This window comes from Leifsonia xyli subsp. cynodontis (genome assembly GCF_050632205.1).
GTDB lineage: Bacteria > Actinomycetota > Actinomycetes > Actinomycetales > Microbacteriaceae > Leifsonia > Leifsonia xyli_D.
Map to the genome: position 1 here is coordinate 2,599,282 of NZ_CP192578.1, position 25,339 is coordinate 2,624,620.

General features: G+C 68.1%; 20 protein-coding genes and 1 pseudogene. 10 read left to right on the top strand and 11 right to left on the bottom strand.

The window, feature by feature from the left end; genetic code table 11:
- Positions 1–26: 26 nt before the first annotated feature.
- The 9 genes and pseudogenes from ACQ86M_RS12905 to ACQ86M_RS12945 all read left to right on the top strand — a co-directional run bounded on the left by ACQ86M_RS12905 (position 27) and on the right by ACQ86M_RS12945 (position 10,301).
- Positions 27–1,801 (top strand): annotated as a pseudogene (locus tag ACQ86M_RS12905) (glycoside hydrolase family 15 protein).
- A 3-nt stretch (positions 1,802–1,804) separates the two neighbouring features.
- Entirely contained in the window at positions 1,805–3,136 is a 1,332-nt protein-coding gene (locus ACQ86M_RS12910) for an NAD(P)/FAD-dependent oxidoreductase (RefSeq protein ID WP_431245747.1), read from the top strand.
- 147 nt (positions 3,137–3,283) lie between these two features.
- The gene (locus ACQ86M_RS12915) at positions 3,284–3,694 is read left to right on the top strand and encodes a hypothetical protein (protein ID WP_431245748.1); all 411 of its coding nucleotides are present in this window, start codon (positions 3,284–3,286) and stop codon (positions 3,692–3,694) included.
- Positions 3,691–4,338, top strand: coding sequence for a gluconate 2-dehydrogenase subunit 3 family protein (locus tag ACQ86M_RS12920; protein WP_431245749.1), 648 nt, complete (start codon positions 3,691–3,693; stop codon positions 4,336–4,338). Before ACQ86M_RS12915 ends, ACQ86M_RS12920 begins: the two co-directional genes overlap by 4 nt.
- On the top strand, positions 4,335–5,969 hold the full coding sequence (locus ACQ86M_RS12925) for a GMC family oxidoreductase (protein WP_431245750.1): 1,635 nt from the start codon (positions 4,335–4,337) through the stop codon (positions 5,967–5,969). The genes ACQ86M_RS12920 and ACQ86M_RS12925 overlap by 4 nt, the downstream gene beginning before the upstream one ends.
- Before the next feature lie 34 nt (positions 5,970–6,003).
- Entirely contained in the window at positions 6,004–7,842 is a 1,839-nt protein-coding gene (locus ACQ86M_RS12930) for a thiamine pyrophosphate-requiring protein (protein WP_431245751.1), read from the top strand.
- Positions 7,817–9,001 (top strand): enolase C-terminal domain-like protein, encoded by a 1,185-nt coding sequence (locus ACQ86M_RS12935; protein ID WP_431245752.1) that lies wholly within the window; start codon positions 7,817–7,819, stop codon positions 8,999–9,001. Before ACQ86M_RS12930 ends, ACQ86M_RS12935 begins: the two co-directional genes overlap by 26 nt.
- A complete protein-coding gene (locus ACQ86M_RS12940; protein WP_431245753.1) occupies positions 8,998–9,756 on the top strand; it encodes an alpha/beta fold hydrolase in 759 nt (252 codons plus the stop codon). The genes ACQ86M_RS12935 and ACQ86M_RS12940 overlap by 4 nt, the downstream gene beginning before the upstream one ends.
- Positions 9,757–9,821: 65 nt before the next feature.
- Positions 9,822–10,301, top strand: coding sequence for a MarR family winged helix-turn-helix transcriptional regulator (locus tag ACQ86M_RS12945; RefSeq protein WP_431245754.1), 480 nt, complete (start codon positions 9,822–9,824; stop codon positions 10,299–10,301).
- A gap of 46 nt (positions 10,302–10,347) precedes the next feature.
- On the opposite strand, the gene ACQ86M_RS12950 is transcribed toward ACQ86M_RS12945, so the two are convergent.
- The 11 genes from ACQ86M_RS12950 to essB all read right to left on the bottom strand — a co-directional run bounded on the left by ACQ86M_RS12950 (position 10,348) and on the right by essB (position 22,499).
- Positions 10,348–10,893, bottom strand: coding sequence for a hypothetical protein (locus tag ACQ86M_RS12950; protein WP_431245755.1), 546 nt, complete (start codon positions 10,891–10,893; stop codon positions 10,348–10,350).
- Positions 10,894–10,931: 38 nt separating this feature from the next.
- Entirely contained in the window at positions 10,932–11,504 is a 573-nt protein-coding gene (locus ACQ86M_RS12955) for a hypothetical protein (RefSeq protein WP_431245756.1), read from the bottom strand.
- 948 nt (positions 11,505–12,452) lie between these two features.
- Complete coding sequence (locus tag ACQ86M_RS12960; RefSeq protein ID WP_431245757.1) at positions 12,453–12,845, bottom strand: hypothetical protein; 393 nt, start codon at positions 12,843–12,845, stop codon at positions 12,453–12,455.
- A gap of 21 nt (positions 12,846–12,866) precedes the next feature.
- Positions 12,867–13,292 (bottom strand): Imm61 family immunity protein, encoded by a 426-nt coding sequence (locus ACQ86M_RS12965; protein ID WP_431247887.1) that lies wholly within the window; start codon positions 13,290–13,292, stop codon positions 12,867–12,869.
- 97 nt (positions 13,293–13,389) lie between these two features.
- A complete protein-coding gene (locus tag ACQ86M_RS12970) occupies positions 13,390–15,432 on the bottom strand; it encodes a glycohydrolase toxin TNT-related protein (protein ID WP_431245758.1) in 2,043 nt (680 codons plus the stop codon).
- Complete coding sequence (locus tag ACQ86M_RS12975; protein ID WP_431245759.1) at positions 15,429–15,692, bottom strand: hypothetical protein; 264 nt, start codon at positions 15,690–15,692, stop codon at positions 15,429–15,431. Before ACQ86M_RS12975 ends, ACQ86M_RS12970 begins: the two co-directional genes overlap by 4 nt.
- Before the next feature lie 29 nt (positions 15,693–15,721).
- Positions 15,722–16,039, bottom strand: a complete 318-nt coding sequence (locus ACQ86M_RS12980) for a hypothetical protein (protein ID WP_431245760.1) — start codon at positions 16,037–16,039, stop codon at positions 15,722–15,724.
- Complete coding sequence (locus tag ACQ86M_RS12985; protein ID WP_431245761.1) at positions 16,032–16,433, bottom strand: DUF4176 domain-containing protein; 402 nt, start codon at positions 16,431–16,433, stop codon at positions 16,032–16,034. Before ACQ86M_RS12985 ends, ACQ86M_RS12980 begins: the two co-directional genes overlap by 8 nt.
- The gene (locus ACQ86M_RS12990; protein WP_431245762.1) at positions 16,430–16,873 is read right to left on the bottom strand and encodes a DUF4176 domain-containing protein; all 444 of its coding nucleotides are present in this window, start codon (positions 16,871–16,873) and stop codon (positions 16,430–16,432) included. Before ACQ86M_RS12990 ends, ACQ86M_RS12985 begins: the two co-directional genes overlap by 4 nt.
- Positions 16,870–21,369, bottom strand: coding sequence for a type VII secretion protein EssC (essC, locus tag ACQ86M_RS12995; RefSeq protein WP_431245763.1), 4,500 nt, complete (start codon positions 21,367–21,369; stop codon positions 16,870–16,872). The genes ACQ86M_RS12990 and essC overlap by 4 nt, the downstream gene beginning before the upstream one ends.
- Positions 21,366–22,499: a type VII secretion protein EssB gene (gene essB / locus ACQ86M_RS13000; protein WP_431245764.1), complete on the bottom strand. Its 1,134-nt coding sequence runs from the start codon at positions 22,497–22,499 to the stop codon at positions 21,366–21,368. The genes essC and essB overlap by 4 nt, the downstream gene beginning before the upstream one ends.
- 53 nt (positions 22,500–22,552) lie before the next feature.
- Between essB and ACQ86M_RS13005 the strand changes: the two genes are divergently transcribed.
- Complete coding sequence (locus tag ACQ86M_RS13005) at positions 22,553–25,324, top strand: type VII secretion protein EsaA (protein WP_431245765.1); 2,772 nt, start codon at positions 22,553–22,555, stop codon at positions 25,322–25,324.
- Positions 25,325–25,339: the final 15 nt, after the last annotated feature.

Genomic DNA, 25,339 nt, shown 5'->3' on the forward strand with positions numbered 1-25,339 from the left:
CGGCCAGCCGGATCGAGGACTACGCCATGATCGGCGATCTGCACACCGCGGCCATGGTCGCGGCGGACGGGTCGATCGACTGGCTGTGCCTGCCCCGGTTCGACTCCCCGCCTGTTTCGCCGGCCTGCTCGACTCCGACGAGGCGGGCCGCTGGCTGATCTCCCCGGCCGGCGCCGGCCGCAGCACGCGGCGGCGCTACCGCGGCGACACGCTCATCCTGGAGACGGAGTGGGAGACCGCCGAGGGCCACGTCCGCATCATCGACTTCATGCCGGTGCGCGACGAGGCCGCCGACCTGGTCCGCATCGTGGAGGGCGTCTCCGGCACCGTGCCGATGCGGATGGAGCTCGTGCTCCGCTTCGACTACGGCCAGGTGGTGCCGTGGGTGACGAAGACCGAGAACGGGGTGCGGGCGGTCGCCGGGCCCGACGCGGTGCTCGTCACCGCCGACGTCCCGCTGGAGGGCGAGGACCTGAAGACGGTCGCGGACTTCACCGTGAAGCCGGGTGACCGCGTCGCGTTCGTGATGACATGGTTCCCGAGTCACGACCCCGAGCCCACCCCCGTGGATGCGGAGGAGACGCTCGCGGCCACGGACCTGTACTGGAGCCGATGGAGCGCGAAGAGCACCGCCTTCGGTCCGCACAAGGACGCCATCCAGCGCTCCCTCGTCACCCTTAAGGCGCTCACCTACCTGCCCACCGGCGGCATCGTCGCGGCGCCCACCACATCCCTCCCCGAGCAGCTGGGCGGCCCGCGCAACTGGGACTACCGCTTCTGCTGGCTGCGGGATGCGACGCTCGCGCTGCAGTCGCTGCTCACGGCTGGCTACACCGACGAGGCGAGCGCCTGGCGCGACTGGCTGGTGCGCGCCGTCGCGGGCGACCCGGCCGACCTCCGCATCATGTACGGGCTGGACGGGCGGCGCCGGCTGCCGGAGCAGACGGTCGACTGGCTCTCCGGCTACGAGGACTCCACGCCCGTCCGCATCGGCAACGCCGCCTCCGACCAGTTGCAGCTGGACGTGTGGGGCGAGGTGCTCGACGGACTCTCGCTGACGCGGTCCACCATCGGTTCCGGCGACGACGACGCCTGGAACGTGCAGCGGAGCCTCGTCGACCACCTGGGCGACCGGTGGAAGGAGCCGGACAACGGCCTCTGGGAGATGCGCGGCCCCCGCCGGCACTTCACGTACTCGAAGGTGATGGCCTGGGTGGCGGTCGACCGGATGATCGACGGCGCCCGCAGCTACGACCTTCCGGGTCCCGTGCGCAAGTGGGAGCGGCTGCGCGCCGAGATCCGCCGAGACATCCTCGCGAACGGCTACGACGCGAAGCGCAACACGTTCGTGCAGGCGTACGGGTCGAAGGAGTTGGATGCGTCGCTGCTGCTGATCCCGCGCGTCGGCTTCCTGCCGCCCGACGACAAGCGGGTGGTCGGGACCATCGACGCGATCCAGAAGGATCTCACCGAGAACGGCCTCGTGCTCCGCTACCGGCCGCAGGCCAGCGACGACGGGCTCCCGGGCGGGGAGGGCGTCTTCATCGCCTGTTCGTTCTGGCTGGTCGACGCCCTGATCGGCGCCGGCCGCCGCGACGAAGCGGAGGCGCTGTTCACCCGCCTGCTCGACCTCCGCAACGACGTCGGGCTGCTGAGCGAGGAGTGGGATCCCAGTGCCGCCCGCCAGCTGGGCAACATGCCGCAGGCGTTCAGCCACTTCGCGCTCGTGCGGAGCGCGTTCCACCTGCTGTCCGGCGGCGTGGCCACCACGCATGAACGCATCCCGATCGGGGAGGAGTGATCGATGAGCATCCCGAACGTTCTCATCCTGGGCGCCGGGTTCTCCGGCTTCACACTGGCGCGGGCGCTCCGCAGGGAGGCCGCGCGCAAACGCCTCCGGTTGACGGTCGTCGACCCGCAGCCGTATCTCACCTACAAGCCGCTGCTGCCGGAGGTCGCCGGCGGGGAGACGCAGGCGCAGGACACGGTCGTGCCCCTGCAGCGGCCGCTCGCCCACGCCGACGTCGTCGGCGGGACCCTCGAGTCCGTCGACACCGGGCAGAAGGTCGCGGTCGTGCGCGCGCTGGACGGAACCCAGCGCGCCCTGCGCTACGACCACGTCGTCTTCGCGCTCGGCGCCGTCACCAAGACCCTTCCCATCCCCGGGCTCGTGGACAACGCGATCGGCTTCTCGAGCGTCGAGGAAGCCGCGTTCCTTCGCGACCACGTGCTCGAGCGCGTCCGCTTCGCCGCATCGACCGCCGACCCGCGCGAGCGGCGGCGCGCGCTGACCTTCGTCTTCGTCGGCGGCGGTTACACCGGTGTGGAGGCGATCGCCGAGCTGCAGAGGCTGGCCTCCGCCGAGCTGGACCGTTACCCGGAGCTCGACGGCGAGCGGATGGAGTGGCTCCTCGTCGAGGCGGCCGGGCGCATCGCCGCCGAGCTCACGGAGAAGCTCTCCGCCTGGACCCTGCGGCTCCTGCGTCGCCGCGGCATCCGCGTGCTGCTCAACACCGAGATGAAGAGCTGCGAGTCGGGCGACGTGGTGCTGAACAACGGCGAGACGCATCCCTCCGACACGATCGTGTGGGTCGCCGGCGTCACCCCGAACCCCGTGCTCGACCGCGCCGACGTCCCGCGCGGGCCCAAGGGCCACGTGCAGTGCAGCGCCGAGCTGCAGGCCGTCGGCGACGACGGAACGCCGCTCGACGGCGTCTGGGCGCTCGGCGACGACGCGCAGGTGCCCGATCTGACGGCGCAGAAGCAGCCGGCGTACTACCCGCCGAACGCGCAGAACGCGATCCGCCAGGCGAAGGTGCTCGCAGAGAACCTTCGCCGCGCGGTCGACGGCCGCCCGCCGATCGAGTACCGGCACCGCAACCTCGGCACGCTGGCCAGCTACGGAGGGATGCGCGGCGCCGCCGTCCTGCGCGGCGTGCCGCTGCGCGGGATTCCCGCCTGGACGGTCGACAAGGTGTACCACGCGATCGCGCTGCCGAGCGTCGCCCGCCGTTTCCGGCTCATCCTCGGCTGGGTCGGCAACGGGCTGACGCCGCGCGACGACGCACCGGTCAGCGCCTTCCCGCATCCGAAGCGGCGGTTCCAGGAGGCGGTGGAGCAGCAGAGCAAACGCTGAGAACCGGCTGCGAGCGTCCCAACCCCGATGCGGCGGGATGGGATGCTTGCGCCAACGCAACTAATGGAGGTGGATGTGCGAGCGACGACACGGCGGCGGCCGGAACAGCGGCGGGCGACGAGAGGGCCCGTCCACGGTATCGACCGCATGGTGCGGAACGTGGAGACCGGCCGCTTCGAACGGTCGCTGTCCGGCCTGACGGCCATCGGCTCGATCGTCACGGCGGGCGAGATCTACTTCGAGCACGACAAGGCGAGCTTCGGCAACCCGTGGATGTGGGCGCCGGTCATCCTCGGGCCGGTCGGGGCGGTGGCGGGCATCGCCGGGGTGTTCAGCAAGCGGGCGGCCAAGACGCTCCTGCCGATCGCCGCGACGACCATCATCGCCAACGGCCTGCAGGGCACGTACCTGCACGCGCGCGGGGTTGCTCAGAAGCCGGGCGGCTGGCGCAACCTCCGGTACAACGTCGAGATGGGGCCGCCCCTGCTCGCGCCCCTCCTCGTCACCATGGTCGGCGGGATGGGACTGCTCGCCGCCGTCCTGAGGCGCGAGAAGTGAGCACGCCCCCGGTCCAGCGCGGCACGACGGTGCCCGTGCGCTTCCCCGGGTTCGGCGTGCTCGACCAGGCGGACCACTGGGACGACGCCACCCGCGCGGTGGTGCTGGCGCGCACCGGACGCCCCTCCGACATCCGCTTCTTCGACGTCGTGGAGCAGGCGGCCGCCACCGCGCTCTTCGACGAGCTGCTCGACCAGGAGGGCGAGGGCCGCGTGCCCATCACCGCCCTGGTGGATGCGCGGCTCGCCGAGAGCCAGACCGACGGCTGGCACTACGACGACATGCCGATCGACGGGGACGCCTGGCACCAGACGCTCGCCGCGCTCGACGACGACGCCCGCGACGCCTACAGCCGGCGGTTCGCCGAGTGCGACCGCGGCGAACGGCGCGAACTGCTCGAGCGCATCCGCACCGGCGACGGCGACTGGCGCGGATTCCACCGCGGCCAGGTCTGGAGCCTGTGGACGCGCTACGCCTGCACCGCGTTCTACAGCCACCCCGACGCCTGGGACGAGATCGGCTTCGACGGGCCGGCCTACCCCCGCGGCTACAAGAACCTGGGCGTCGGCAAGCGCGAGCCCTTCGAGGTCGCCGACGCGCATCCGGACGAGCTGCCGTCGACCCGGACGGAGGGCGGCTCGTGAGCGCCGGAGTCCGCGAGCGCAACGCCTCGGCCTGGCTGCTCACCCCCGACGGCTCGCGGACAGAACCGCGGCTGCACGAGCGGATGCGCCGCTTCGACGACACGGATGAGGTCGACATCGCGATCGTCGGCTGCGGCGCGGGCGGATCCGTGCTGCTGCAGCGGCTGGCGCGCGGGGGCTGGAGCGCGGTCGCCTTCGACGCCGGGCCGTTCTGGGATCCGGAACGCGACTGGGTGAGCGACGAGGCCGGATCGCATCACCTGTACTGGACCGAGCCGCGGCAGATCGGCGGCGGCGATCCCGTGCCGCTCGGCTCCAACAATTCGGGGCGCGGCGTCGGGGGCTCGATGGTCCACTACGCGGGATACGTGCCGCGGTTCCACCCCAGCGACTTCCGCATCCGGTCGCAGGACGGCGTCGGCGCGGACTGGCCGATCGCCTACGACGACCTGGCGCCGTACTACTCCGACATCGAGAACGAGCTTCCGGTCGCGGGCGAGGACTGGCCCTGGGGGGACCCCCACGCCTACCCGCATCGTCCGCATCCGGTGTCCGGCAACGGGGACACGTTCCTGCGCGGCGCCCTCGCGGCCGGTATCACCGCGAAGGTCGGTCCGGTCGCCATCGCCAACGGCCGCTTCGGTCACCGGCCGCACTGCATCTACCGCGGGTTCTGCCTGCAGGGCTGCAAGGTGAACGCCAAGGCGTCCCCGCTCATCACGCACATCCCGGATGCCCTCGACCACGGTGCCGAGATCCGCGCCGACAGCATGGTGAGCTCCATCGAGTACGACGAGCGGACCGGACGCGCGACCGGCGTCCACTACTTCCGCGACGGCGTTCCCCGGTTCCAGCGGGCGCGCATGGTCGCCATCGCGGGCTACTCGATCGAGACGCCGCGGCTGCTGCTCAACTCGGCGTCGCACCGCTTCCCCGAGGGGCTCTGCAACGACTTCGACCAGGTCGGCCGGTACCTCATGGTGCAGGGAGCGCCACAGACCGCCGGACGGTTCCCCGACGAGATCCGGATGTGGAAGGCCCCGCCGCCCGAGGTCAGCACCGAGCAGTTCTACGAGACCGATCCGGCCAAGCCCTACAAGCGCGGGTACTCCATCCAGACCGTGTCGCCGCTGCCGATCACCTGGGCGGAGCACGTCATGGCGCAGGGGCACTGGGGCGCCGACCTGCGGCGGTACATGTCCGACTACGTGCACTGGGCGTGCCTCGGGGCGCTGTGCGAGTTCCTGCCGCAGGCGGACAACCGCGTCACCCTCGCCGACGAGACCGACCGCTACGGGCTGCCGGTCGCCCACTTCTCCTACACCCAGTGCGACAACGACCGTGCGCTCGCGCAGGCGGCGCAGGCGACCATGGAGCGCATCCTCGAGGCCGCCGGGGCACAGGAGACGATGACCGTCCAGCGGTATGCGCACCTCGTGGGCGGGGCGCGCATGGCCGCCGACGAGAAGGAAGGGGTTGTGGACGCGGACTGCCGGACGTTCGCTGTCCCCAACCTGCTGATCACCGACGGGAGCGTGCTGCCCACCCAGGGCAGCGCCAACCCCGCCCTCACCATCATGGCCGTCGCGGCGCGCGCGGCGGACCGGCTCATCGAGCGCCCGGAGCCCTGATCGGGCCGGCGCGACACGCGAAGGAAAGAGAGTTATGGCAACGACGGTCAGCGAGTTCGTGATCGGCCGGCTGCGCGAGTGGGGCGTACGGAGGGTCTTCGGCTTCCCCGGCGACGGCATCGGGGAGTTCGACGGGATGCTGGGCAAAGCCGAGCGCGCGGGCGAGGGCCTGGAGTACATCCGGCCCACGCACGAGGAGATCTGCGCGCTCATGGCGACCGCGCACGCGAAGTTCACCGGCGAGGTCGGCGTCTGCATCGCCACCTCGAGCCCCGGCGGCTTCCACCTGATGAACGGGCTGTACGACGCCAAGATGGACAACCAGCCCGTGGTCGCGATCGTCGGCCAGCAGGGGCTCAACTCCTTCGGCACCTTCAACCAGCAGGAGAGCAACCTCGAGCAGGCGTTCTCCGATGTCGCCGAATACGTGCAGACCATCGTCTCCCCCGAGCAGGCGCAGGCCGTCATCGACACCGCGTTCCGCACCGCCATCACCCGCAAGCAGCCATGCGTGGTGATCCTCCCGCACGACGTGCAGGGGATGAAGATGGCCGAGCCCGGCGCGGAGATGTGGGTGTCGCGTTCGAGCGCCGTCGCGCCCTCCACCGCCCTCGCTCCCCCGGCCTCTCAGCTGCAGGCCGCGGCCGACATCATCAACGCCGGCGAGAAAGTCACCTTCCTGGTGGGGGCCGGCGCCGACGGCGCGGCCGAGGAGGTGCTCCAGACCGCCCGGCTCGCGGGCGCCGGCATCATCACCACGCTGCGCGCCAAGCAGGTCGTGCCGGGCGACGTCCCCTTCCACACCCAGCAGGTGGGTCTGCTGGGGTCGCGGCCCAGCTACCACCAGATGCAGGACTGCGACACGCTCGTGATGCTCGGAACCAACTACCCGTACGGCCAGTTCCTGCCGAAGACCGGCCAGGCGCGCGCCATCCAGATCGACCTGCGGCCGGAGCAGCTCGGCTTGCGCCACCCCACCGAGGTCAACATCTGGGCGGATGTGAAGACGGCGCTCACCGGACTGCTCCCACTCCTGAGGCAGAAGGAGGACCTCTCCTGGCAGGAGGAGGTCGCCGCCGACATGCGCAACTGGGAGGACGAGCTCGCCGCGCAGGCGGACAAGCACTACGACGACGGCGTGAACCCGCGCAAGGTGTACCACGAGCTCAACAAGCGGCTCCCGGCCGGTGCGATCGTCACCTGCGACGCGGGCACCACCGCCGACTGGTACGGCCAGCACATCCGGTTGCGCGACGGGATGCGCGGCGACCTCTCCGGACGCCTCGCCACCATGCTCGCGGCGATGCCGTATGCGGAGGCCGCGAAGTTCGCCTACCCCGATCGCGCAGTGGTCTGCACGATCGGCGATGGCGCCTTCCAGATGCTCGGGATGAACGAGCTGATCACGCTCAAGAAGTACCTGTCGCGGTGGGAGGACCCGACGTTCGTGGTGCTCGTGCTCCACAACGACGACCTGACGCAGGTCTCCTGGGAGATGCGCACCGAGGACGCCAACCCGGTGTGGTCCACCTCGCAGGACGTCGAGTCGGTCGACTACGCCGGGTGGGCGCGCCTGCTCGGCTTCGAGGGCATCACCGTCACCGCGGACGACCAGATCGAGGCCGCCTGGGACACCGCTCTCGCCCATCGCGGCGTGACCGTGATCGACGCGCACACCGGCAAGAACATCCCGCCGCTGCCGCCGCACATCACCTACGAGTTCGCGAAGAACACCGGACTCGCCCTGCTGAAGGGCGACCCCGACGGCGTCGGTGCGATCAAGGACTCCGCGACCGCCTTGATCACGGAGGGCGTCGAGCGGGTCAAGGATGCGCTGCACCTCGGCCATGACCACGACGGCGATGAGAAGTGACCCGGACGTACGCCTCCGCTCGGTAGCCGCCGAGGCGTACGTGGTGCCGACCGCCACGGGAGGCCGGGATCGCCCGGAGAGCGACGGCACCATCAGCTGGAGCAGCACCGGCGTGCTCGTGGTGCGCGTGACGGCCGGCGGCGAGACCGGGATGGGGTTCGCGCATGCCCCGGCGGCCGCCCTCGGGATCGTGCGCGATCTGCTGTGCCCCGCCATCGGCGGGATGGATGCGCGCGACACGGAGCGGATCTTCTGGGCGATGGCCCGCGCTGTGCGCAACGCCGGCTGGCCGGGCGTGTGCGCCAGCGCGATCTCGGCCGTCGACATCGCCGTGCATGATCTGGCGGCGCGCCTCGCCGGCGTCTCCCTGGTGCAGTACCTCGGCGGCGCGCACGACAGCGTCGCCGCCTACGGCAGCGGAGGGTTCACCGACTACAGCGACGCCGAGCTGACCGAGCAACTGGGCGCGTGGGCGGATCACGGGCTGCGTGCGGTCAAGATGAAAGTCGGCTCCCATCCCGCCGACGACCTCCGCCGCGTCGCTCTCGCCCGCGAGGCGATCGGCGACGAGGTCGAGCTGTTCGTCGACGCGAACGGCGCCTACCAGCGCAAGCAGGCGCTCGACCTGTCCGCACGGTTCGCCGAGGAGGGCGTCACCTGGTTCGAGGAGCCCGTGTCGAGCGAGGACCGGGCCGGCCTGCGGCTGCTGCGCGACCGCATCCCGGCGCCCGTCCGCGTCGCGGCCGGCGAGTACGCGTACACCCCCGCCGACTTCCGCGACCTGCTGACCGGTGGCTGTGTGGATGTGCTCCAAGCGGACGCCACCCGCTGCGGCATCACCGGGTTCCGGGTCGCGGCGGCGCTGGCCTGCGCGTTCGGCGTGCCGCTCAGCGCGCACACGGCACCGGCGCTGCACGCCTCTGTCGGCGCGGCCTTCGACGGCGTGATCAACGTGGAGTACTTCCACGACCACGCACGGATCGCCGGCGCCTTCTTCGACGGCGTCCCGGCGCTGCGAGACGGCCGGCTGGTGCCCGACCGCTCGGCGCCGGGCCACGGCATGACCGTTCGCGACGCCGACGCCGAGCCGTATCGCGTCGACGCGATGGTCGCGGAGCTCGAGGCTCCCCAGCTCTCGGAACACGGAGGATCGCGATGACCTACCGGCTCGTGCGGCTGCCCAGCGGGCGCGGGGTGGGGATGACCGGGCTCGGCGACCCGGCCGGCGAACGCCTGGGCGTGCTGCTGCATCCCACGCCCGGAGCGTCGGGCTTCGACCCGGCGCCGGACGTGACCGCGCGCTCCGGCATCCACCTGCTCACCTTCGAACGGCCCGGCTACGGCGCGACGGATCCGTCCGAGCCGGGCGTCGTCGGCTGGGTGGACGACCTCGCGGGCTACCTGCGCGACGCCGAGGCCGGCGCGCGTTCGGCGACGCAGACGTCGTACGGCCACGTCGGCGTCGTCGGATGGCGCGAGGGCGGCATCTACGCCGCGGCGCTGGCCGCCCGCCACCCGGAGCTCGTCGACCGGCTCGTCCTCGTCGGCGCTCCCTCGCCGGCACGCGCCGGCTCCGCGCCGCGTCCGCTCGCCCAAAACCCGGTCATGGCCGGTTCCGTGGGCGAGCCGCCCGGCTTCGCGGACAGGATGCGGCGCATGCTCGAGACCGCGTCCGTGCAGGGCGACGCCGGCGTGATCGCGGACCGGCGCGCCTTCCAGGACCCGGACGCCCCACGCCCGCGCACCACCGCCGACACCCTCATCCTGTACGGCGCGGCCGACGACTACGCGACCGGCGCCGACGCGCGCTGGTACGCGAGCGAGATGCCCCACGCCCGGGTCGAGCGGGTGGATGGCGGCGCCGACATCATCGGACGCCACTGGCAGCGGGTGGTGGACTTCCTGACGCGCTGACACCGGGCGGCGCTGAATCACGCAAGGATTGCACGGGCGCAACGCATTCGCGATACAAAGGAGGGGTGAGCGACGAGGAGCCGATCGACGCCGCGCTTCGGGCCGCGGACGTGCTGATGCACGTGGCCGCGCAGTCCGTCATGGAAGTCGAGCACCTCGTCACGTCGCCGCAGCTCCGGGTGCTCGTGTTCATCGCCACGCGCGGCCCGCAGAACCCCGGAGACCTCGCCGTCGAGTTGGGCGTGCATCCGTCGAACGCCACCCGCATCAGCGAGAAGCTCGTCCGGGCCGGCCTCATCGAGCGCCGCGAGAACACCGCCGACCGCCGCTACGTTCGCCTCGCCCTGACGCACCAGGGCGAGCGCCTCGTGGAGCAGGTCATCTCGCACCGCCGCAACGCCGTCGCCGAGGTCTTCGCCGCGATGCCCCCTGCGGAGCGGGCCGCAGCCGCGCAGGCCTTCGCCGCGTTCGCCGGCGCCGCGGGCATGGAGCCCTCCGAGGACGGGCGGTTCACCCTCATCCAGCCGAAGTCGCGGGAGGGGTAGCCTGCGCCTGGGCCCAGCGCAGACCCTCGAGCGTGTGTGGAGGTCGTCACCAGTTCTCTGGGCGTCGCGGGTCGTCCGGGTCAACCGGAGCGCACCGACTGTACCCGCGGAAGTCGGCGTAGTTGTCGCCGATCGTGAATACGATCCCCAAGCCGTCTTCACGGACTCCGGTGAGGTAGGGCGGGTAGGAGACCACCTTTCGCGGCGGGTTGATGTGGTCGTCCTCGACCACCTTCGTTGGGAACCCGTAGTCCGTCCACATTTTTGCGACTCGTTCCGCCGTATCCTCCGGGCTGGACTTGGTCGGACCCTTGTACTGGTTTGCGATGTTCCAGGTCTCCAATTCGGTGCCATCGGCGTACTCACCGCACCCGGGCTGCCACTCCAGTGCAAATGGTTTCGGCCAGGTGTCGGCGACCAGCGCTGTTGCTTCGTCGTAGAGGCGTTGGATCTCGTGTTGAACGGTCGCGCGGTCGACTTTGTCTTGGTTCTTCACCTGCTGTGTCTCCTTCGCGGTCTTCGGCTGTGCGGCGCACCCGGTCAGCGCCCCGACGGTGACCAGGGCCGACAACGCGATCACACGCAGCACCATACGGCGCCGTCGCACAGGCACGGCGGTTGAGGAGGTTCTCACCAGTTCTCTGGGCGTCGCGGGTCGTCCGGGTCGACCGGGGCGCACCGGCTGTAGCCTTGGAAATCTGCGTAATTGTCGCCGATCGTGAACTCGATCGCGAAACCGTCATTGCGGACGCCGGTGAGGTAGGGCGGGTAGGACACGACTTTTCGCGGTGGGTTGATGTGGTTGTCCTCGACCACCTTGGTCGGGAACCCGTAGTCTGTCCACATTTTCGCGACCCGCTCCGCTGTCTCCTCCGGGCTGGACTTGGTCGGGCCTTTGTACTGATTGAAGATGTTCCAGCTCTCCGATTCGGTCCCATCGGCATAGTTTCCGCATCCGTTCCCCCAGGCCATGGTGTCCGGTTTCGGCCAGGCGTCGGCGACGAGGGCGGTTGCCTCGTCGTAGAGGCGTTGGATTTCGTGCTGGACGGCGGCGCGGTCGGCATTGTCTTGGTTCTGCACCTGTTGTGTCTCCTTCGCGGTCTTCGGCTGTGGGGCGCACCCGGTCATCGCCCCTGTTGTGAGCATCGCGATCATTGCCACGATGCGCAGCAGGGCGCGGCAGCGCAGCGGTTTCGTACTCATCGGCCCGGTCCCCTCGGTGTGGGAGTGTGGAGAGGTTCAGGGTGCGGCACCGAACGCTCATCGGGGGTTCCCCCAGCGGGGAGATCATGGCCTCGCCCCATCGTCGCCATGGCCGTCCCGTACTGAGCAGACGTCAGGTTGTCGAGGTGACTGTACGAGTCAGGGTGCTCTTGGCTGTTCCCGAACGGGCCGTGCTGCGTGATTCCCTTCAACGCGATCCCATCGAGGGAGGTCGCCTCGGCCGTGAACGTGTGTGCACCGAATCCCGCGGATAGAAACCAGATGGTGCCGCGAGCGAGTCCCACCAGCACACGGTCGCCTGGCTGGTACTTCGCCTTTACCTGACGCCGGACGAACTCACTCACGAACCACTCCCGCACAATGTCGAGCAGGTCCCACGGGCGAAGCGGAGGCGCGACCGGCCGGACGCGCGCACTGCTCTGGTGCCTCGTTCCTCCTCCAGGAAGTAGCGTCGGGGCCGTCCAGTTACGGACCAACCAGCGAGGCCAGGACTGGTGCTTGAGAACGAAGCACAGAAACACGAGAAACCACAGAAGCACGAAGGCGCCGCCAATCCAGTTCTTCACGCCAGCCGAATAATCAGACCAGAGACTTTCGCCCAAGCGCGCCAGCAGCCAACCGCACAGGACCAGACCTAAACAGTTGTAAACGAGGACGGTGGACGCCCAACCGATGAGCTTGGCGCGCACCCTCCTGCCACCCGTGAAATAGCGGCGGGTGCCGGATCGGTGAGGGTACTCATACGAGATACCGCAGAACAATTCGTCAGTGAGCCGATACTCGGCTCGGACAGTTTTGCTCAGGAAGAGGGGACTGAAGCGCCTCTCCGCCGACACTCGCCTTGCACTCATGTTCCTCTCCACTACTGAATAGGACGCGAATGTCGCACGAATGTGATGCGACTCGAGGAAACCTTTGGGAGCCGCGTTAGGGCGAGGCAAACCCTCCGACATCCCGAACGAGCAGCCCGAACCGACCGTCTGCGTGCGGCATCGGAGATTTCGATGCTCCAGCCTCGTGATGTCCGCGTGGCGACCGCTGCCGGCTCGCCGGGACGTCAGCGTGGCCGGCCTGACTGATGCCATGCACGAGCCCGGACGCCACGCCGGCCGCGAACTGGGCGCCCCAGCTGCCGGATACTGCCGCCGGCTTCACCAGGTTGGCATCCACCCACGTGCCCGCGGCATCACCGGCCATGCCGACGACATTGAAGTCCTGGCCGGTGGCGGCGATCGAGGCGTGGTTGATCGCATTGTTGATCCCGCCCACCAGCAATGTGCCGCCGAGGCCGGTCAGGAAGAGTGAGGTGCCACCGGTCAACGGCCAGCAAGAGCAGTTGTGTTAGACCGCCACCATGAAGTGCGGCTTGCCCTCGGGATCGAGCGCCGACTCCCGAATCTCATCCGGATTCAACGACACGTAATGGGAGAACTTCACGAGCTGCACATCGTCTCCGTACCGGACCTCAGGTTCATTGGCGTGGCGCAGTTCGTACCCCGGCCCAGAGGCCTTAGTGATGGTGAATCCCGGAGCCACCTTGTCGTTGGTAACCGGGATCGTCACGACCAACAATCGCGGAAGGTTCCGACCGTAGCGAATCCGGTTGCACATGTAGAAGATGAGGAACCTCTCCATATCCGACAACAACGGTGTAGAAAACAGCAGGCTATCGTCATCGTTGGAGCGGTAGGCTTCGGTGAAGACGAACCTGTCCTCGATGATTCGAAGGAAGTTCCGCACCTCCCCCCGGAGGTCGAGTAGACCCAGGCGCCGAGTTGCGAGTCGAAAGGCCGGGGCGAGTAGACCGGCGGGTCGATCGCATCAACCCGATCGACCATGTCCTGTACTTCAGCGAAGGTGAGACTCATTTGCCGCCACCTCCGGGCAGGAGTACTCCCTTGTCAAGCAGTCTCTCTACGGGCACGGCTATTCCTTCCGGGTTGCGGATGAGGATTTGTTGAGCTCCGCCGTCTCGGCCAAAGGCGCGGCCGACTCGGGAGATTTCGATGCTCCAGCCTTCGGTTCCGGGCGGCCACGTGTCGGCAAGTCGGTAAGAGTAGTACGGTTTCTCCAGCGAGTTTACCGGCAGGCTCCGTTCCTCGAACGAGGCCGGCTCGCCATCCTTCATCAACCCTAAGTAGGGCCCCGTAGGCTCGCCGATGCGGTCGAGGGCGTTGCCGTTGTCGCGAACGAACGCCGCCAGATCCAGGTAGTCGCGGCGCGTTCCGGGGACTGCGCCGCCGTTTGGCGGGTAGTGGTCCCAGTGGGCTCCAGTCTTCGAGTCGATTGTTGCTTCCGTGAAACGTTGGTCGTACTCGGCCTTGGTGAACGGGTTGCCCTTCCGGTCACGACCCCATGGAGCGTCGGGGTCCGTCACAACCTCGAACGTCTCCCGGTTCCTGTCGCTCACGGTCGGATAGGGACGGTGAACACCGTGCTCCGCCAGCGGCTTACCGTAGCGAGCATAGGTGAAGTGCTGTTTGGCCACGGTGATGCCGCTGCCGGTCTGCTGTTTCACCCAGTCGAGTGCGCTGGTGGCTTTGCCCGCGTCGGAGATGAGGGGCTTGCTCAGGCCGGCGGCGAGTTCTCCGCCCTTGGCGCCAAGGCCGGCCATCGAGGCGCCTCTGGCAAACACGAGGGCAGGCAGCATCTCCCCCGTCAGGTCCCCGATCACAGCCGCGTTCCCCGAGAAGACCTGCCCCACAGTGGTGGTGAGCTGGTTCCACACCTGCGCACGAGCGTTCTCATCGGCGACCAGCGCCTGGACGCCCTTCCCGGTCTCGTGGACACTGAATTGGCCGGCCTGACTGATGCCCTTCACCAGACCCGACGCCACGCCGGCCGCGAACTGGGCGCCCCAGCTGCCGGATGCTGCCGCCGGCTTCACCAGGTTGGCATCCACCCACGTGCCCGCGGCATCACTGGCCATGCCGATGAGATTGAAGTCCTGGCCGGTGGCGGCGATCGAGGCGTGGTTGATCGCGTTGTTGATCCCGCCCACCAGCAATGTGCCGCCGAGGCCGGTCAGGAAGAGTGAGGTGCCACCGGTGAACGGGGTCAGGCCAAGACCGATAGCGGTGACCACGGCACCGGCGACGATCTGTAACCCGTCCCAGATCAGGTCCCACCCGGCCTGCTCCCGCCGAGCCTTCTCCGCCGCCTCCAGATCCTTCTGGAACCCGGTGAACGCCGTCTCCCACCCCTTCGAAGCCGCGCCCTGGTTCTGCTGGCAGTACTCGACCATCCCTGAGGTCAGCGCCCCCAACCCCTGCAACGTCAGCCGGAAACTGCCCGGCGTGTAGGTGCGGCCCTGCCCCACCGTCACGGCGCCGACATTGTTCACGATCCGATTCAGCTCCGCGATCAGCGCCTTCACCTGGCCGAACCCGTGATCGGAAGCCTCATACGCCTCCCACGCCTCCACCTGATCCTTCGCGATCGCATGCATCCGGTCCAGATCATCCACACAGCGCTCCGCCGCCGACGCGCCCGCCCCGCCCAACGACACCAGATGCGACGCATCCCCAGAGATCTTCCGTAACTCCGCCGCGATCCCGCGCAGCGCGCCCATCCCGGACTCCAACTGGGACAGGTGCGCCTCAAGCTCATCCCGCACCAACCGGAAGTTCCCACCCGCATCGACCTGGGCGTACCCATTCCAATACACACCGATCGCGGTCTGGAACGTCGAGAGCCCGATCAGCAACGACTGCAGGATCGGCCCATGCACCTCCCGGATATACGCCCGCATCGCATCCGCACCCTGACCGCTGATCCGCTCCGACCCGGCCAGAGCTTGCAAACCCTGCGCAAGCTCGGACACCGCCTCCATCCGCCGAGCCAGACCACCCCGCAACCCCGGCGAGGATGCCTGCCACGCATCCGCCGAGAACTCCACCACACTCATCGTTTGGCGTCCTCGCGGTCCTGCACCTCGATGTTCACACCCAACTGGTCGAACTCCCGCGCATCCTTCCCGGCCAGAGCGCCATAGGTCGCAATCAGACGAGACAGGCCCGAGTAGATCTCCGACACGGTCTTCGCACCTGGAACATTCATGGGCTCCTCCCTGCGCCACCCGTCCTTGGTGCCTGCGACCTGGGACGTGAGCGAGGAGACCTTGCGCGTCTCCTCATGGAAGCCTTCCCGAATGCTTCTTGTCGCCATCTCTTACTCTCCGTTTCTGCTGGCCGAGTTCAGGTCAGCGCGATCGCGATCGCCTGGGCCGCAAGGTCCGGGTGCTCGATGGCATTGATCGAGAAGGCCAGAGCGCGCTGTTTGCTCTTGCAGTCCTCGATCGCCAGACCGATCTGCTCGTTCGTCTGCGAATGGCTCGACTTGGCGCTGTGGAAGGTTTCCGTGAAGCGTCTGCGCTGCTGGCCCGCCCACAACGCCGCACCCGCGTTCTCGTACTTGTCGACGGTGAACCCGTCCACCGCGTCGCGGACCTTCTGGAGCCTGCCGATGATGTCCTCCAGCTCCAGGACGCGCGCGAGCGCCTGCACGTCACTCATCCTCGTCCGCCAGATCGCGGACGCTTGCGAACATGTCTTCCACTTCGGCAGCCGGCGGAGCCGACGGGACCGGCGCCAGAGGCTTCGGCTCGTTTTCCCGACGTTCCTGGAACTCGGCGTACGCATCGTTCAGAATCTCGACCACCAGCGCGTCGTCATCGTCCGCGTATCCCACGTGCACAACCCTGAGAATGTTGTCGTGGTTGAAGTAGGCGACCTTGCTGTCGATCATGCCTTCCGGATACATGAAGGCCCCGTAGTCGTAGAACACGTCCTCCACGATCGAGCCGCGCGACACGATCAGCAGCTTCTTGACCGACCCCCTCAGAATGACGACACTGCCCAAAGGCAAGAACGGTAGCTTCGGGTCACGCATTTGCTGTTTCTCAGTCATTTCTTCTTTCCTCTACTCCGTAACTCGCTGAAGGGATCTTTCGGGTTGCTCACCCCAGCAGCGGGCGCAGCCAGACCCGTCGTCTGCGGCGCAGCGGATGCCGGGGGAACCGGCTTTGAGAGGTCGATCGTCAGATCCGGTTCTGGGAGTGGCGGCTGCTTCGCGGGCGGCACTTTGGCGACCTCGAGCTGCTTCTGAGCGAAGACGGCATCGTCCGGGTTTTCGTACCCGCGATGCACGACTTCGGCGATCTGCGGCTGCCTGATCACGACCTCTTTGGCGTCAGGAATCGCTCCGAGGGGGTGCTGGACGCCCTTATAGCCGGCGAGGAACCCCTTCTCCAGCTTCTGAAACCCCCGCGCGATGACGATGTAGATGCGGTCGTCGTCCTCCATCTTCACCGCGCTCCCCAACGGAAGCAGCTCTGGACTCTTGCTCATACCGCCGCTCCCTTGGCTCGCGGGACTCGGACCTTGTCGAACGTGCTGCCACCTCGGAGCACGAAGAACGGCTCGTCCGTTCGCGGCTCGGGCTCGTACGAGTTGCCCGTTCCCTTCACGAGCGCGCTGTCGTACGCTCTCGCGCCCACCAGACCGCTGAACTTCAGCTCCCTGAGCAGCTTCGGCACCCCGTCGTACGACTTGGCGATGTACTCGTGGCGGCTGAAGATCATGAAATCGAGTCCCGCCTTGAAGGCGTTTTTCAACGCGAGGGCGAAGTCTTCCGGCTTCACGCCGGCCTTGACGATGAAATCGGCGAGGTTCGCGATCACCAGCACCATGCGAGCGCCCTGCGTCTTCTGCTTGCTGAGTGCCAGATAAGCGACGATCCCGGCGACGATCTGATTGGCGTCAGCCTGGCTGGTGATACGGCTGAAGTTCGAAGGCAGCGCTGTCTTGTCCAGGGTCTCCTCGAACGACTCGTCGAAGTCGACGATCATGAATTCCGTCTTGACCCGGGCACCCTGCGCGAGCAGCACCTCCTGGAACAGCAGCTCCTGATCATCGTCCCGCGCCGCGAATAGGAAGAAGGGCTGCGACCGGGGAAGGAATCCGACGGCTGTCGTCGTCGCCGTGGACAAGCCGAACCCAACGCCGCCAGCCGCTTCGAGGTCGGCCGCGGATGGAACGTCGCGGAACGCGTCCGTCGTCAGTTCCTCCGGAACCATCGGGATCGGCTCCGGCCTGCTTCCCGTCCACTCTTCATCCATCCGGGCGATCTCGCGCTCGAGGTTCTCCAGCATCTCCGCGTCGGTGCCGCCGTCGGCGGGGAGGTAGAACTGGATCGCGGTGGGAGCGTCGAGGACGAGTTGTCCGCGGCCGAGGATCTCCGCCTGGAGCACGCGCTCGCGGCCGAAGAGGGTGGCCACGTCCGCCTCGTCGTTCAGGTACAGCGCCATCTTGGTGGGGATGTTGCTGCTCATGTTCATCCGAATCGAGTTCGCCCGGTTCGCCGTCATCACGAGGTACACCCCCAGTGCGGCGCCCTCCCGAAGCACCTGGGTCAGCTGAGCGTCGATCGCCTCCTTGCGCTTGTCCTGGGCGAGAGCGTCGTATCCGTCCAGCACGGTGACGACGATCGGCACCTCCGACCCCGTCTTCGCACGGTACTGGGCGAGAGAGGCGACGCCGGCCGTGCGGAGCGCGCCCCTCCGCTGGGCGAGCAGGTCCGAGATGCGGGCGAGCATCTTGCCGCACTTCTCCTCCTCTTCCAGCGTGACGATGTCGGCCACATGCGGAAGCGCGCGAAGCGGCAGGAGCCCGTTGTTGCCGAAGTCGAGCAGGTTGAACTGGATCTGCTCGGGCGTCCGCTGCCGGGCCAGATTCATGACGGCGGTCTGCAGCACGGTGGACGCGCCGAAACCGGGGCTGCCGAAGACGACCGTGTGCGACGCGTCGTCCAGGTCGAACAGGTACGGCTTCTGGGCTTGCCTGCTGGGGATGTCGAGAAGCCCCAGCGGCACTCCCGGGCCGGAACCGACCGGCGGAGTCGGCAGCCGCGTTCCGAGCGGCGGGAGCCAGGGCTTCTCGGGAAGGACCGCGCCGGTCTCCTGGGCTAGCGCCGCGATGTGGTCCACGACCGCGCTCAGCTCGCTGACCTTCTCGGTGCGCGCCTGCTGCACGGCCTCGTCTCCGGAGAGGTCCGAGGTCCACAGGTCGTACTGGCCGAAGTCGTTGATGAGGTAGATACGCTCGTCGACGGTCTTCTTCTCCGACTTGGTCGGGTCGTAGTCGGCGCCGGACCAGGCGGACTGGAAGAGCTCGTAGATCTCGTTATTGCCGACCTGGAGGTAGGCGCGCCCCGGTTCCACGATGGCGGCGGCGTCAGGCGTCTTGATGATCTCCTGCGAATCCGAGACGTCCGCCACTTTGAGCGCGAGCTTGAAGCGGCTGTTCGACCAGATCTGATCATTGACGACGCCGCTCGGTTTCTGCGTGGCGAGGATGAGGTGCACGCCGAGCGAACGCCCGATGCGCGCCGTCGAGACCAGCTCCTCCATGAACTTCGGCTGGTTGGCCTTCAGCTCGGCGAATTCGTCGGAGATCAAGAAGAGGTGCGGCAGCGGGCGGGTCGGGTACTTCGCCTTCTCAGCCTCGTCGGATGCTGTCTTGCCCAGCTTGTACAGCCGTGTGTAGCCGTTGATGTGGTTCACGTCGTACTCGCCGAACAACCGCTGGCGCTTCTGCAGCTCGGCCCGGATGGACGCGAGTGCGCGGGCCGACGCGGCGCCGTCGAGGTTCGTGATCGACCCGAGGAGGTGCGGCAGGCCCGTGAACAGGTTGGCCATACCGCCGCCCTTGAAGTCGATTGGGAGGAACCCGACGTCCTCGGGCGCGAAGTTGACGGCCAGCGACAGGATGTACGACTGAACGATCTCGGACTTGCCCGAGCCGGTCGTTCCCGCAACCAGGCCGTGCGGGCCGTGCGCGCGCTCGTGGAGGTTCAGATCGACGAGATCGTCCTTGCCGCGGAGGCCCAGCGGAACCGAGAGCGTCTTGGAGGTGTCGGCGGACGACCACCGGTGCGCCACCTCCAGGTCGGCGACCTCCTTGACCTTGTACATCTCCAGGAAGGTCACCGCGCCGGGGATGGCGTTCTTCTCCACCTCGACGTGCTGCACGTTCGGCAGTCTGCGCAGCGCGCGCTGCCATCCATCCGGCACGGGATACGGCGTGAAGTCCTTGGCGACGTAGATCCGCTCGTCGTTGACCAGCCGGCCGGCGTTCCGGTTCTCGTACTCGACCAGGGCGGTCACCGTCTCGGGTAGGCGCTTCCTGTCCTCGCGGCACCAGATGACGGTCACGCCGAGCGGGCTGAGGTCGTCGGCGAGGAATTCGTTGATCCCGTGGCCGGCGAGATAGGAGTCGTCGAAGACGGTGAAGACGTAATGCGGCGAGAACATCGGCTTCTCACGGCCCGCCTGAGCGAGGGCCTGCCGGCGCTTCGTCAGGATCTGGGTGAAGCTGTTCAGCACCATGTCGCGCGTCTTCGCGCTGTGGACCAGCCCGCGCAGGTTGAGCTCCTGCATCGTGAAGTGCGGGAGGAAGCGCCACGGGTACCAGTCGTCCCGGTACGACTTCGCCGGCACGAGTGCGATGAAGTTGACGTCGCGGTAGGAGTGGAAGACCGCGAGCTGGAGGAGCAGGTTCGCCGCCGCCGCGCTGAGCGCCTCGTAGGTGCCGACCAGCCCGACGGTCTGGTCGCGCAGGCTGATCGGGATGGGTACCTGTCGCTGGATGGCGAAGCGCGCCACGAGGTCGGTCACCCGGCGCGCGTCGGGATCGTCGTCGCGCTCGCCGATATCGGACGAGATGGAAAGCGACGACGGGGTGTCGCCCGTGCCGAGCGACACCTGCAGGAAGTCCTTGTTGTTCGCGAGGCGCTCGTAGATGCGCGGGTCGTACCTCTGTACGAGGTCGACGAGAGCCGCCGGCGCCGGGGAGGCGTATTCGAGCACGCTCCGCTCCTGGGCCGAGAGCCGGGCGACGGTCGCCGTGACGCCGAGGAGGTAGCGCTCGTAGTCGTCCCGCCGCGATGCGTCCTGCCGGCGACGTTCGCGCCGATCAGCGAGGAACTGCGACAGCGTGAATCCGGCGGTGAGCACGCTCAGAAGCCCCATGCCGAGCATCATCAGGGGGTTGCGGCCCGAGAAGATGCTCGTCGCGACGCCGACGGCGACCATCCCCAGCGGTGGCAGGAGCACCTTGAGGAGGCTGTTCTTGTCCGGCTTCTGCGGCGGCTCGATCTTCTCGATGGAGATCGTGTCGGTCGGCACCTCCTGGACGATGCGAGGACTGCGGCGGTACTCCGGGAAGTCGGGTGGGAACTCCGCATCCGGCTCCTGTTCCAGGAACGCCGCGTCGTCGAATTCGACCGTGTCGGCGAACGCCGTCACCCGCCACTGCGAGGGACGCTTCTCGAGGAGGAATCCGGTGGTCAGGACGCGGTCTCCGACGGACGCCGCGTGGATCAGCGCGGGTTCGGCGACCTTCCGATCGTTCAGATAGAGGACGTCGTCGCCCGGCTGAAGGATCAGGACGTCGCCCTGGATGGTCACCACTCCCGGACCCGGGGCCCGGACGCCGGCGACCGCGGAATCGCCGAGCACGAAGTGCCGGCCGGGGTCGAGCAGCAGATGCTTGGTGCGGGCGCGCCGCGCATCCACCACGAAGAGTTCGTACCCGTCGACCATGGTCCGGCCCGGAGGCACCGTGTGACCGTTGACGAAGAGCCGGTCGCTGATCGCACCGAGTGTCAGCCGTTCGTGCCCGGCGGACGGGGTGTCCTCGGTCAGCGCGATGCGCACCAGCGGGTCATCGAGCAGGTAGACCACGAAGAGCACGCTCTCCGCATCCAGCCGGTCGTCCACACGGCCGCCCTGAGCGTCCGACGTGGTGCCCGACCCGAAGTAGTCGGTGGCGGTGGCCGCGCTCACTGGGCCGCGCCCAGCCGAGCGGTGAGCTCCTCGATCTGCTTGGAGTAGTCGGTCAGCAGTTTCTGCTTGCGCGCCCCATCCATCGTCGTGTTGAGCTTCGTGGCCTGGTAGAGATTCGTGTATGCCAGCAGACTGAGCTGGTCGTCTCCGAGGTTCTGCGCCAGGTTCAGCGCCCGATCGAGATCGCCCCGCGCGAGGAAGATCCAGTAGTCGAGCGTGTTGTCATCCGTCTTCGGGGAGATCGTGTCGAGCACCGCATCCTTCTGCGTGCCCGTCAGATCGGTCAGCTTCACGGAGCTCACGGCGAGCACGTAGCGGGCGGACTTCGGCAGGTCGCTCGGGCTGTATGCCCGCAATGTCGCCAGGGTCTGGGCGTAGTCGTCGGTCAGGAAGTGCGCCTGCGCCGTGATGACCGCCTCCTGCCGGGGTGCCGTGACGACGTTGGAGCTGTACGCCAGCCAGCCGCAGACGGCGGCCGCGACGGCGGCGACGGCGGCGACGGCGAGCGTCAGCCGATAGCGGCGTTTCGGCACGGATACCCGTTCGCGCGCGGCTCGCGCGCTCTCTGCGGCGAGCTCGCCGTCGATGAACGAGGCCACCTCCTGAGGGCTGTCACAGGCGACGACGCGGCGGCTGAACGGGTCGTCGAGGGCGACGGCGCCGTCGGCGAGCTTCTCGAACGCATGGCGCGGGTGCACGATGCTCAGGACCAGAGCCCGGTAGCCGCGGAGGAACAGGCTTTCATCGAACGTCATCGGAGCGAGCACGTCGACGAGGCCGGAATGGATCACCGAGACGCCGGCGCCGGTGAGCTCGATGTTCTCGGGATGCAGGAACGGCACGGTGTACGTGCCCGCGAGCGGGATGAGCGCGGCGAGCCTCTGCGCGAGTCGCAGCCGCGCGGTGCGGGTGCGCGCGTCCGCGGACGCCTGCCGCAGGGTCTGGACCGCAGGGGAGACGGAGTACTCGAGGACGGCCTCGAAGTCGTCGGGCGCTTCCTGCGCGACCGTGACGTGATGCCGCACGACGTCGATCGCGCCCATCCGGATCTGCGCCCCCGTGAGGAGGACCCGGAGGACGGACTCCGAGCGCTCGAATTCGAGGGTGTCCGCTCCGTTGAACAATCGCATGGCATGAGTGTACTGACATTTTTGATGGAAGCGCTGCTAAGGTCACATCCATCATGATCAAGAAGACGCTGATCAGCATCGTGACGCTCGCCCTCGCCGCGCTCCTGGTCGGCTCCAGCAATCTGGTGGGCGCTGACGGCACCGCCGCTTCGTCGGCCCGCCCGACGATCGCACTGGTGAACGAGGACGAGCCGGCGGGGTTCAACGGAACCGAATATCACTTCGGCAATGACTTCGTACATCTGGTCGACAACGACGACCGGTACAACTGGACGGTCGTCTCGCGCAGCGTCGCCGAGAACGCGTATGCGGACAAGAGCGTGACCGCCGCGGTCTTCCTCCCCCGCACCTTCTCGCACGACATCCTGACGCTGCAGGATCTCGACCCGGTCCATGCGGTCATCGACTACAAGCTGGTGGACGGGGGCGGATCGTCCTCGCAGGTCCTCAAGAATCAGGTCTTCACGATTCTCCGGGACTTCAACACCCGGGTCGTCAAGATGTACTTCGCGAGCATCGCGGGGAACATCGCCGGAGCGCAAGCAAACATGGCCGCGGTGGTGAACAGCCAGTCCGGACTGGTGGATGCGCTGTCGGACCGGATCTCCCCCGACCTGGAGGCCACTGGCAAGAGCTACGCCAGCAGCCTCAGCCTCGCCCGCATCCTGCAGCAGCTCAACTCGGCCTGGATCTCGGCGCAGAACGGCTTCACCGACAGCACGACCCGCACCCTGACCAGGACGAGCGAGTCGCTCGCCGGTCAGCAGCCGAAGCTGTCGGACTACTTCGCGCTCCAGCAGCAGATCGCACGCACGAACGTCCTCAACGGCAACGCGGCCGTCTCCGGCCAGGCGTCGGCGGACAAGAGGTTCTACGACGACGCGTTCGCAGGCCATGTCGGCGAGTTGTTCGGCGGCGACGGAGCGTGGAGCGGACTCGACGGCTTCTCCTCCGCCGGCCCCCACGGAGGCACGGCGGGCGTGCTCGACGCCCTGCAGGCCGCCGTCGCGGGATACGACCGGATCGCCGCCGATTTCAACGCCCGGGTGGACACCGCCAAGGGGTCACTCGAACAGCAGCAGAACGCCCTGACCGGGTCGATGCGCGAACTGGAGACCTTGGAGACGAATCTCCTCCGGGAGTACTTCACGCTCACGCTGCCCCGCAACGACTCCAACTACGCCGTCGACGCGGGGTCGCTGACGCCAGAGCTGGCTCGCAGCGCACTCGCCGAGAAGGTGGCCACCAGCTTCGGCACGAGCGGCGCGACCAGCGCTGTCGGGCAGTACGAAAAGGCTGTTCAGGATCTGATCGGTACGATTCCCACGGACCCCGCCCAGTACACGACGCTGTTCGCCCAGCTGGAGGCGCACACCGGGTTCACAGCGGCGCCGTTCACCGAGCAACTCGGCCTGATCCGGAGGTTCGGCGAACAGAACAACATCGTCCCGCCCGCCCTGACACTGGTCGACATCCCCGCCGGCGGCACCCATCAGTCGCAGACCAAGCAGCTGCCCGTCACGGTTCCGGCGGGGGCCCGGTATGTCGTCGCCATCTCCCTTCCCCCATCCGTTTCCCCATCGCGGGTGTCCATCGTCCCCGGAGCCACCGCCTGCGCCGGCTGCGTGACGGTCGACCCGGCGACGGCGACCGTGACGATCGACAACACGGTCGGCGCCGGCCCTCTCGCCGTCGACCTCACGTACACCATCGATCTGGCCGACAGCGCCGGAGCGGTCACGCTCTCCTATACCGCGCAGGACACCGCGGCCGTGCCGCCGTCCCCGGCCGCGGCTCTCGGGAGCGATGCCTACCTGCTCGTCCCGGCGGACGTCGCGAGAGAGAAGATCGGCGGAGAAGGGTTCGCTGACATCACCGCGTATCTCGGCAACATCCAGACGGCGGCCAACCTGCTCCACTTCCTGTTCGGCGCACCCGGCGAGTCGCTGCAGGCGTTCACCACCGAACTCCAGTCGAGCGGCGACTTCACCGGCCACAGCGCCGAATCTGTCGTCAACCGGTACGGCACCATCGACGCGGCGACGATCCGCGACCGTCTGAGCGATGCCGACGTCCGGGAGTACCAGGCCCTGGGCCTCGACAACATTTCGGCGATCGTCCGGCAGATCGATGCGGTGCGCGACCAGCTGCGGGCCACCGCCGAGAGCATCGCGATCCTATCCGCTCCGCATCTCTCCGAGACCTACTTCTCCGACTCGCTCCGCGGACTCGAGAACTGGTACGCGGGCGCGCTTGCGAGCGTCAGCGCGGCGCCGGCCCGGTGGGAGGAGAAGGCGAACACCGTCATCCAACTGCAGACGCTCCCCTGGAAGGGACAGGACGAGGGCAAGCCAGAACTGTACCTGGATGAGACGACCGGCCCATCCCTGTACCGAACGCTGTCGGAGCTGGTCACGTCGACCAGTGCTGGGGCGACGTCGGTTGCCGCACGCGCGCAGCTCATCACCGACAACACGGCGCAGTTCGACGAGCTGTCGGCCAGCGTCGGCAAGACGCAGGCCGAGTCGAAAGCCGTGCTGGACGCGATGAAGGGCACCATCGGAACGGGCGAGGCCGACCTCTCGGACAGCCGTGCGTTCAGCGAGCGCTTCTCGACCGTGCTCTCGAACACCCGCGCGAGCGGCGCCGACCCGGAACGGATCTACGACGTCTTCGCCGCTCCCGTCACGACGAAGGACATCACCGATGCGGAAGCGGCAGCGTCGCCGGCCTTCGACTACCGGTTGATCGCGATCTTCGTCGCGGGCTCGCTCATCGGAGCGCTGGTCGCCGGACTGGTGGCACGACGTCGGCGGCGGGCGTAGCGCGCCGAACACGAG

What these genes read in the sequence shown, in the direction of transcription:
- ACQ86M_RS12910 (WP_431245747.1), top strand. Translation starts at nt 1,805, where the DNA reads ATGAGCATCCCGAACGTTCTCATCCTGGGCGCCGGGTTCTCCGGCTTC.
- ACQ86M_RS12915 (WP_431245748.1), top strand. Translation starts at nt 3,284, where the DNA reads ATGGTGCGGAACGTGGAGACCGGCCGCTTCGAACGGTCGCTGTCCGGC.
- ACQ86M_RS12930 (WP_431245751.1), top strand. Translation starts at nt 6,004, where the DNA reads ATGGCAACGACGGTCAGCGAGTTCGTGATCGGCCGGCTGCGCGAGTGG.
- ACQ86M_RS12935 (WP_431245752.1), top strand. Translation starts at nt 7,817, where the DNA reads ATGACCACGACGGCGATGAGAAGTGACCCGGACGTACGCCTCCGCTCG.
- ACQ86M_RS12940 (WP_431245753.1), top strand. Translation starts at nt 8,998, where the DNA reads ATGACCTACCGGCTCGTGCGGCTGCCCAGCGGGCGCGGGGTGGGGATG.
- ACQ86M_RS12950 (WP_431245755.1), bottom strand. Translation starts at nt 10,893, where the DNA reads ATGGTGCTGCGTGTGATCGCGTTGTCGGCCCTGGTCACCGTCGGGGCG.
- ACQ86M_RS12955 (WP_431245756.1), bottom strand. Translation starts at nt 11,504, where the DNA reads ATGAGTACGAAACCGCTGCGCTGCCGCGCCCTGCTGCGCATCGTGGCA.
- ACQ86M_RS12970 (WP_431245758.1), bottom strand. Translation starts at nt 15,432, where the DNA reads ATGAGTGTGGTGGAGTTCTCGGCGGATGCGTGGCAGGCATCCTCGCCG.
- ACQ86M_RS12975 (WP_431245759.1), bottom strand. Translation starts at nt 15,692, where the DNA reads ATGGCGACAAGAAGCATTCGGGAAGGCTTCCATGAGGAGACGCGCAAG.
- ACQ86M_RS12980 (WP_431245760.1), bottom strand. Translation starts at nt 16,039, where the DNA reads ATGAGTGACGTGCAGGCGCTCGCGCGCGTCCTGGAGCTGGAGGACATC.
- ACQ86M_RS12985 (WP_431245761.1), bottom strand. Translation starts at nt 16,433, where the DNA reads ATGACTGAGAAACAGCAAATGCGTGACCCGAAGCTACCGTTCTTGCCT.
- ACQ86M_RS12990 (WP_431245762.1), bottom strand. Translation starts at nt 16,873, where the DNA reads ATGAGCAAGAGTCCAGAGCTGCTTCCGTTGGGGAGCGCGGTGAAGATG.
- essB (WP_431245764.1), bottom strand. Translation starts at nt 22,499, where the DNA reads ATGCGATTGTTCAACGGAGCGGACACCCTCGAATTCGAGCGCTCGGAG.
- ACQ86M_RS13005 (WP_431245765.1), top strand. Translation starts at nt 22,553, where the DNA reads ATGATCAAGAAGACGCTGATCAGCATCGTGACGCTCGCCCTCGCCGCG.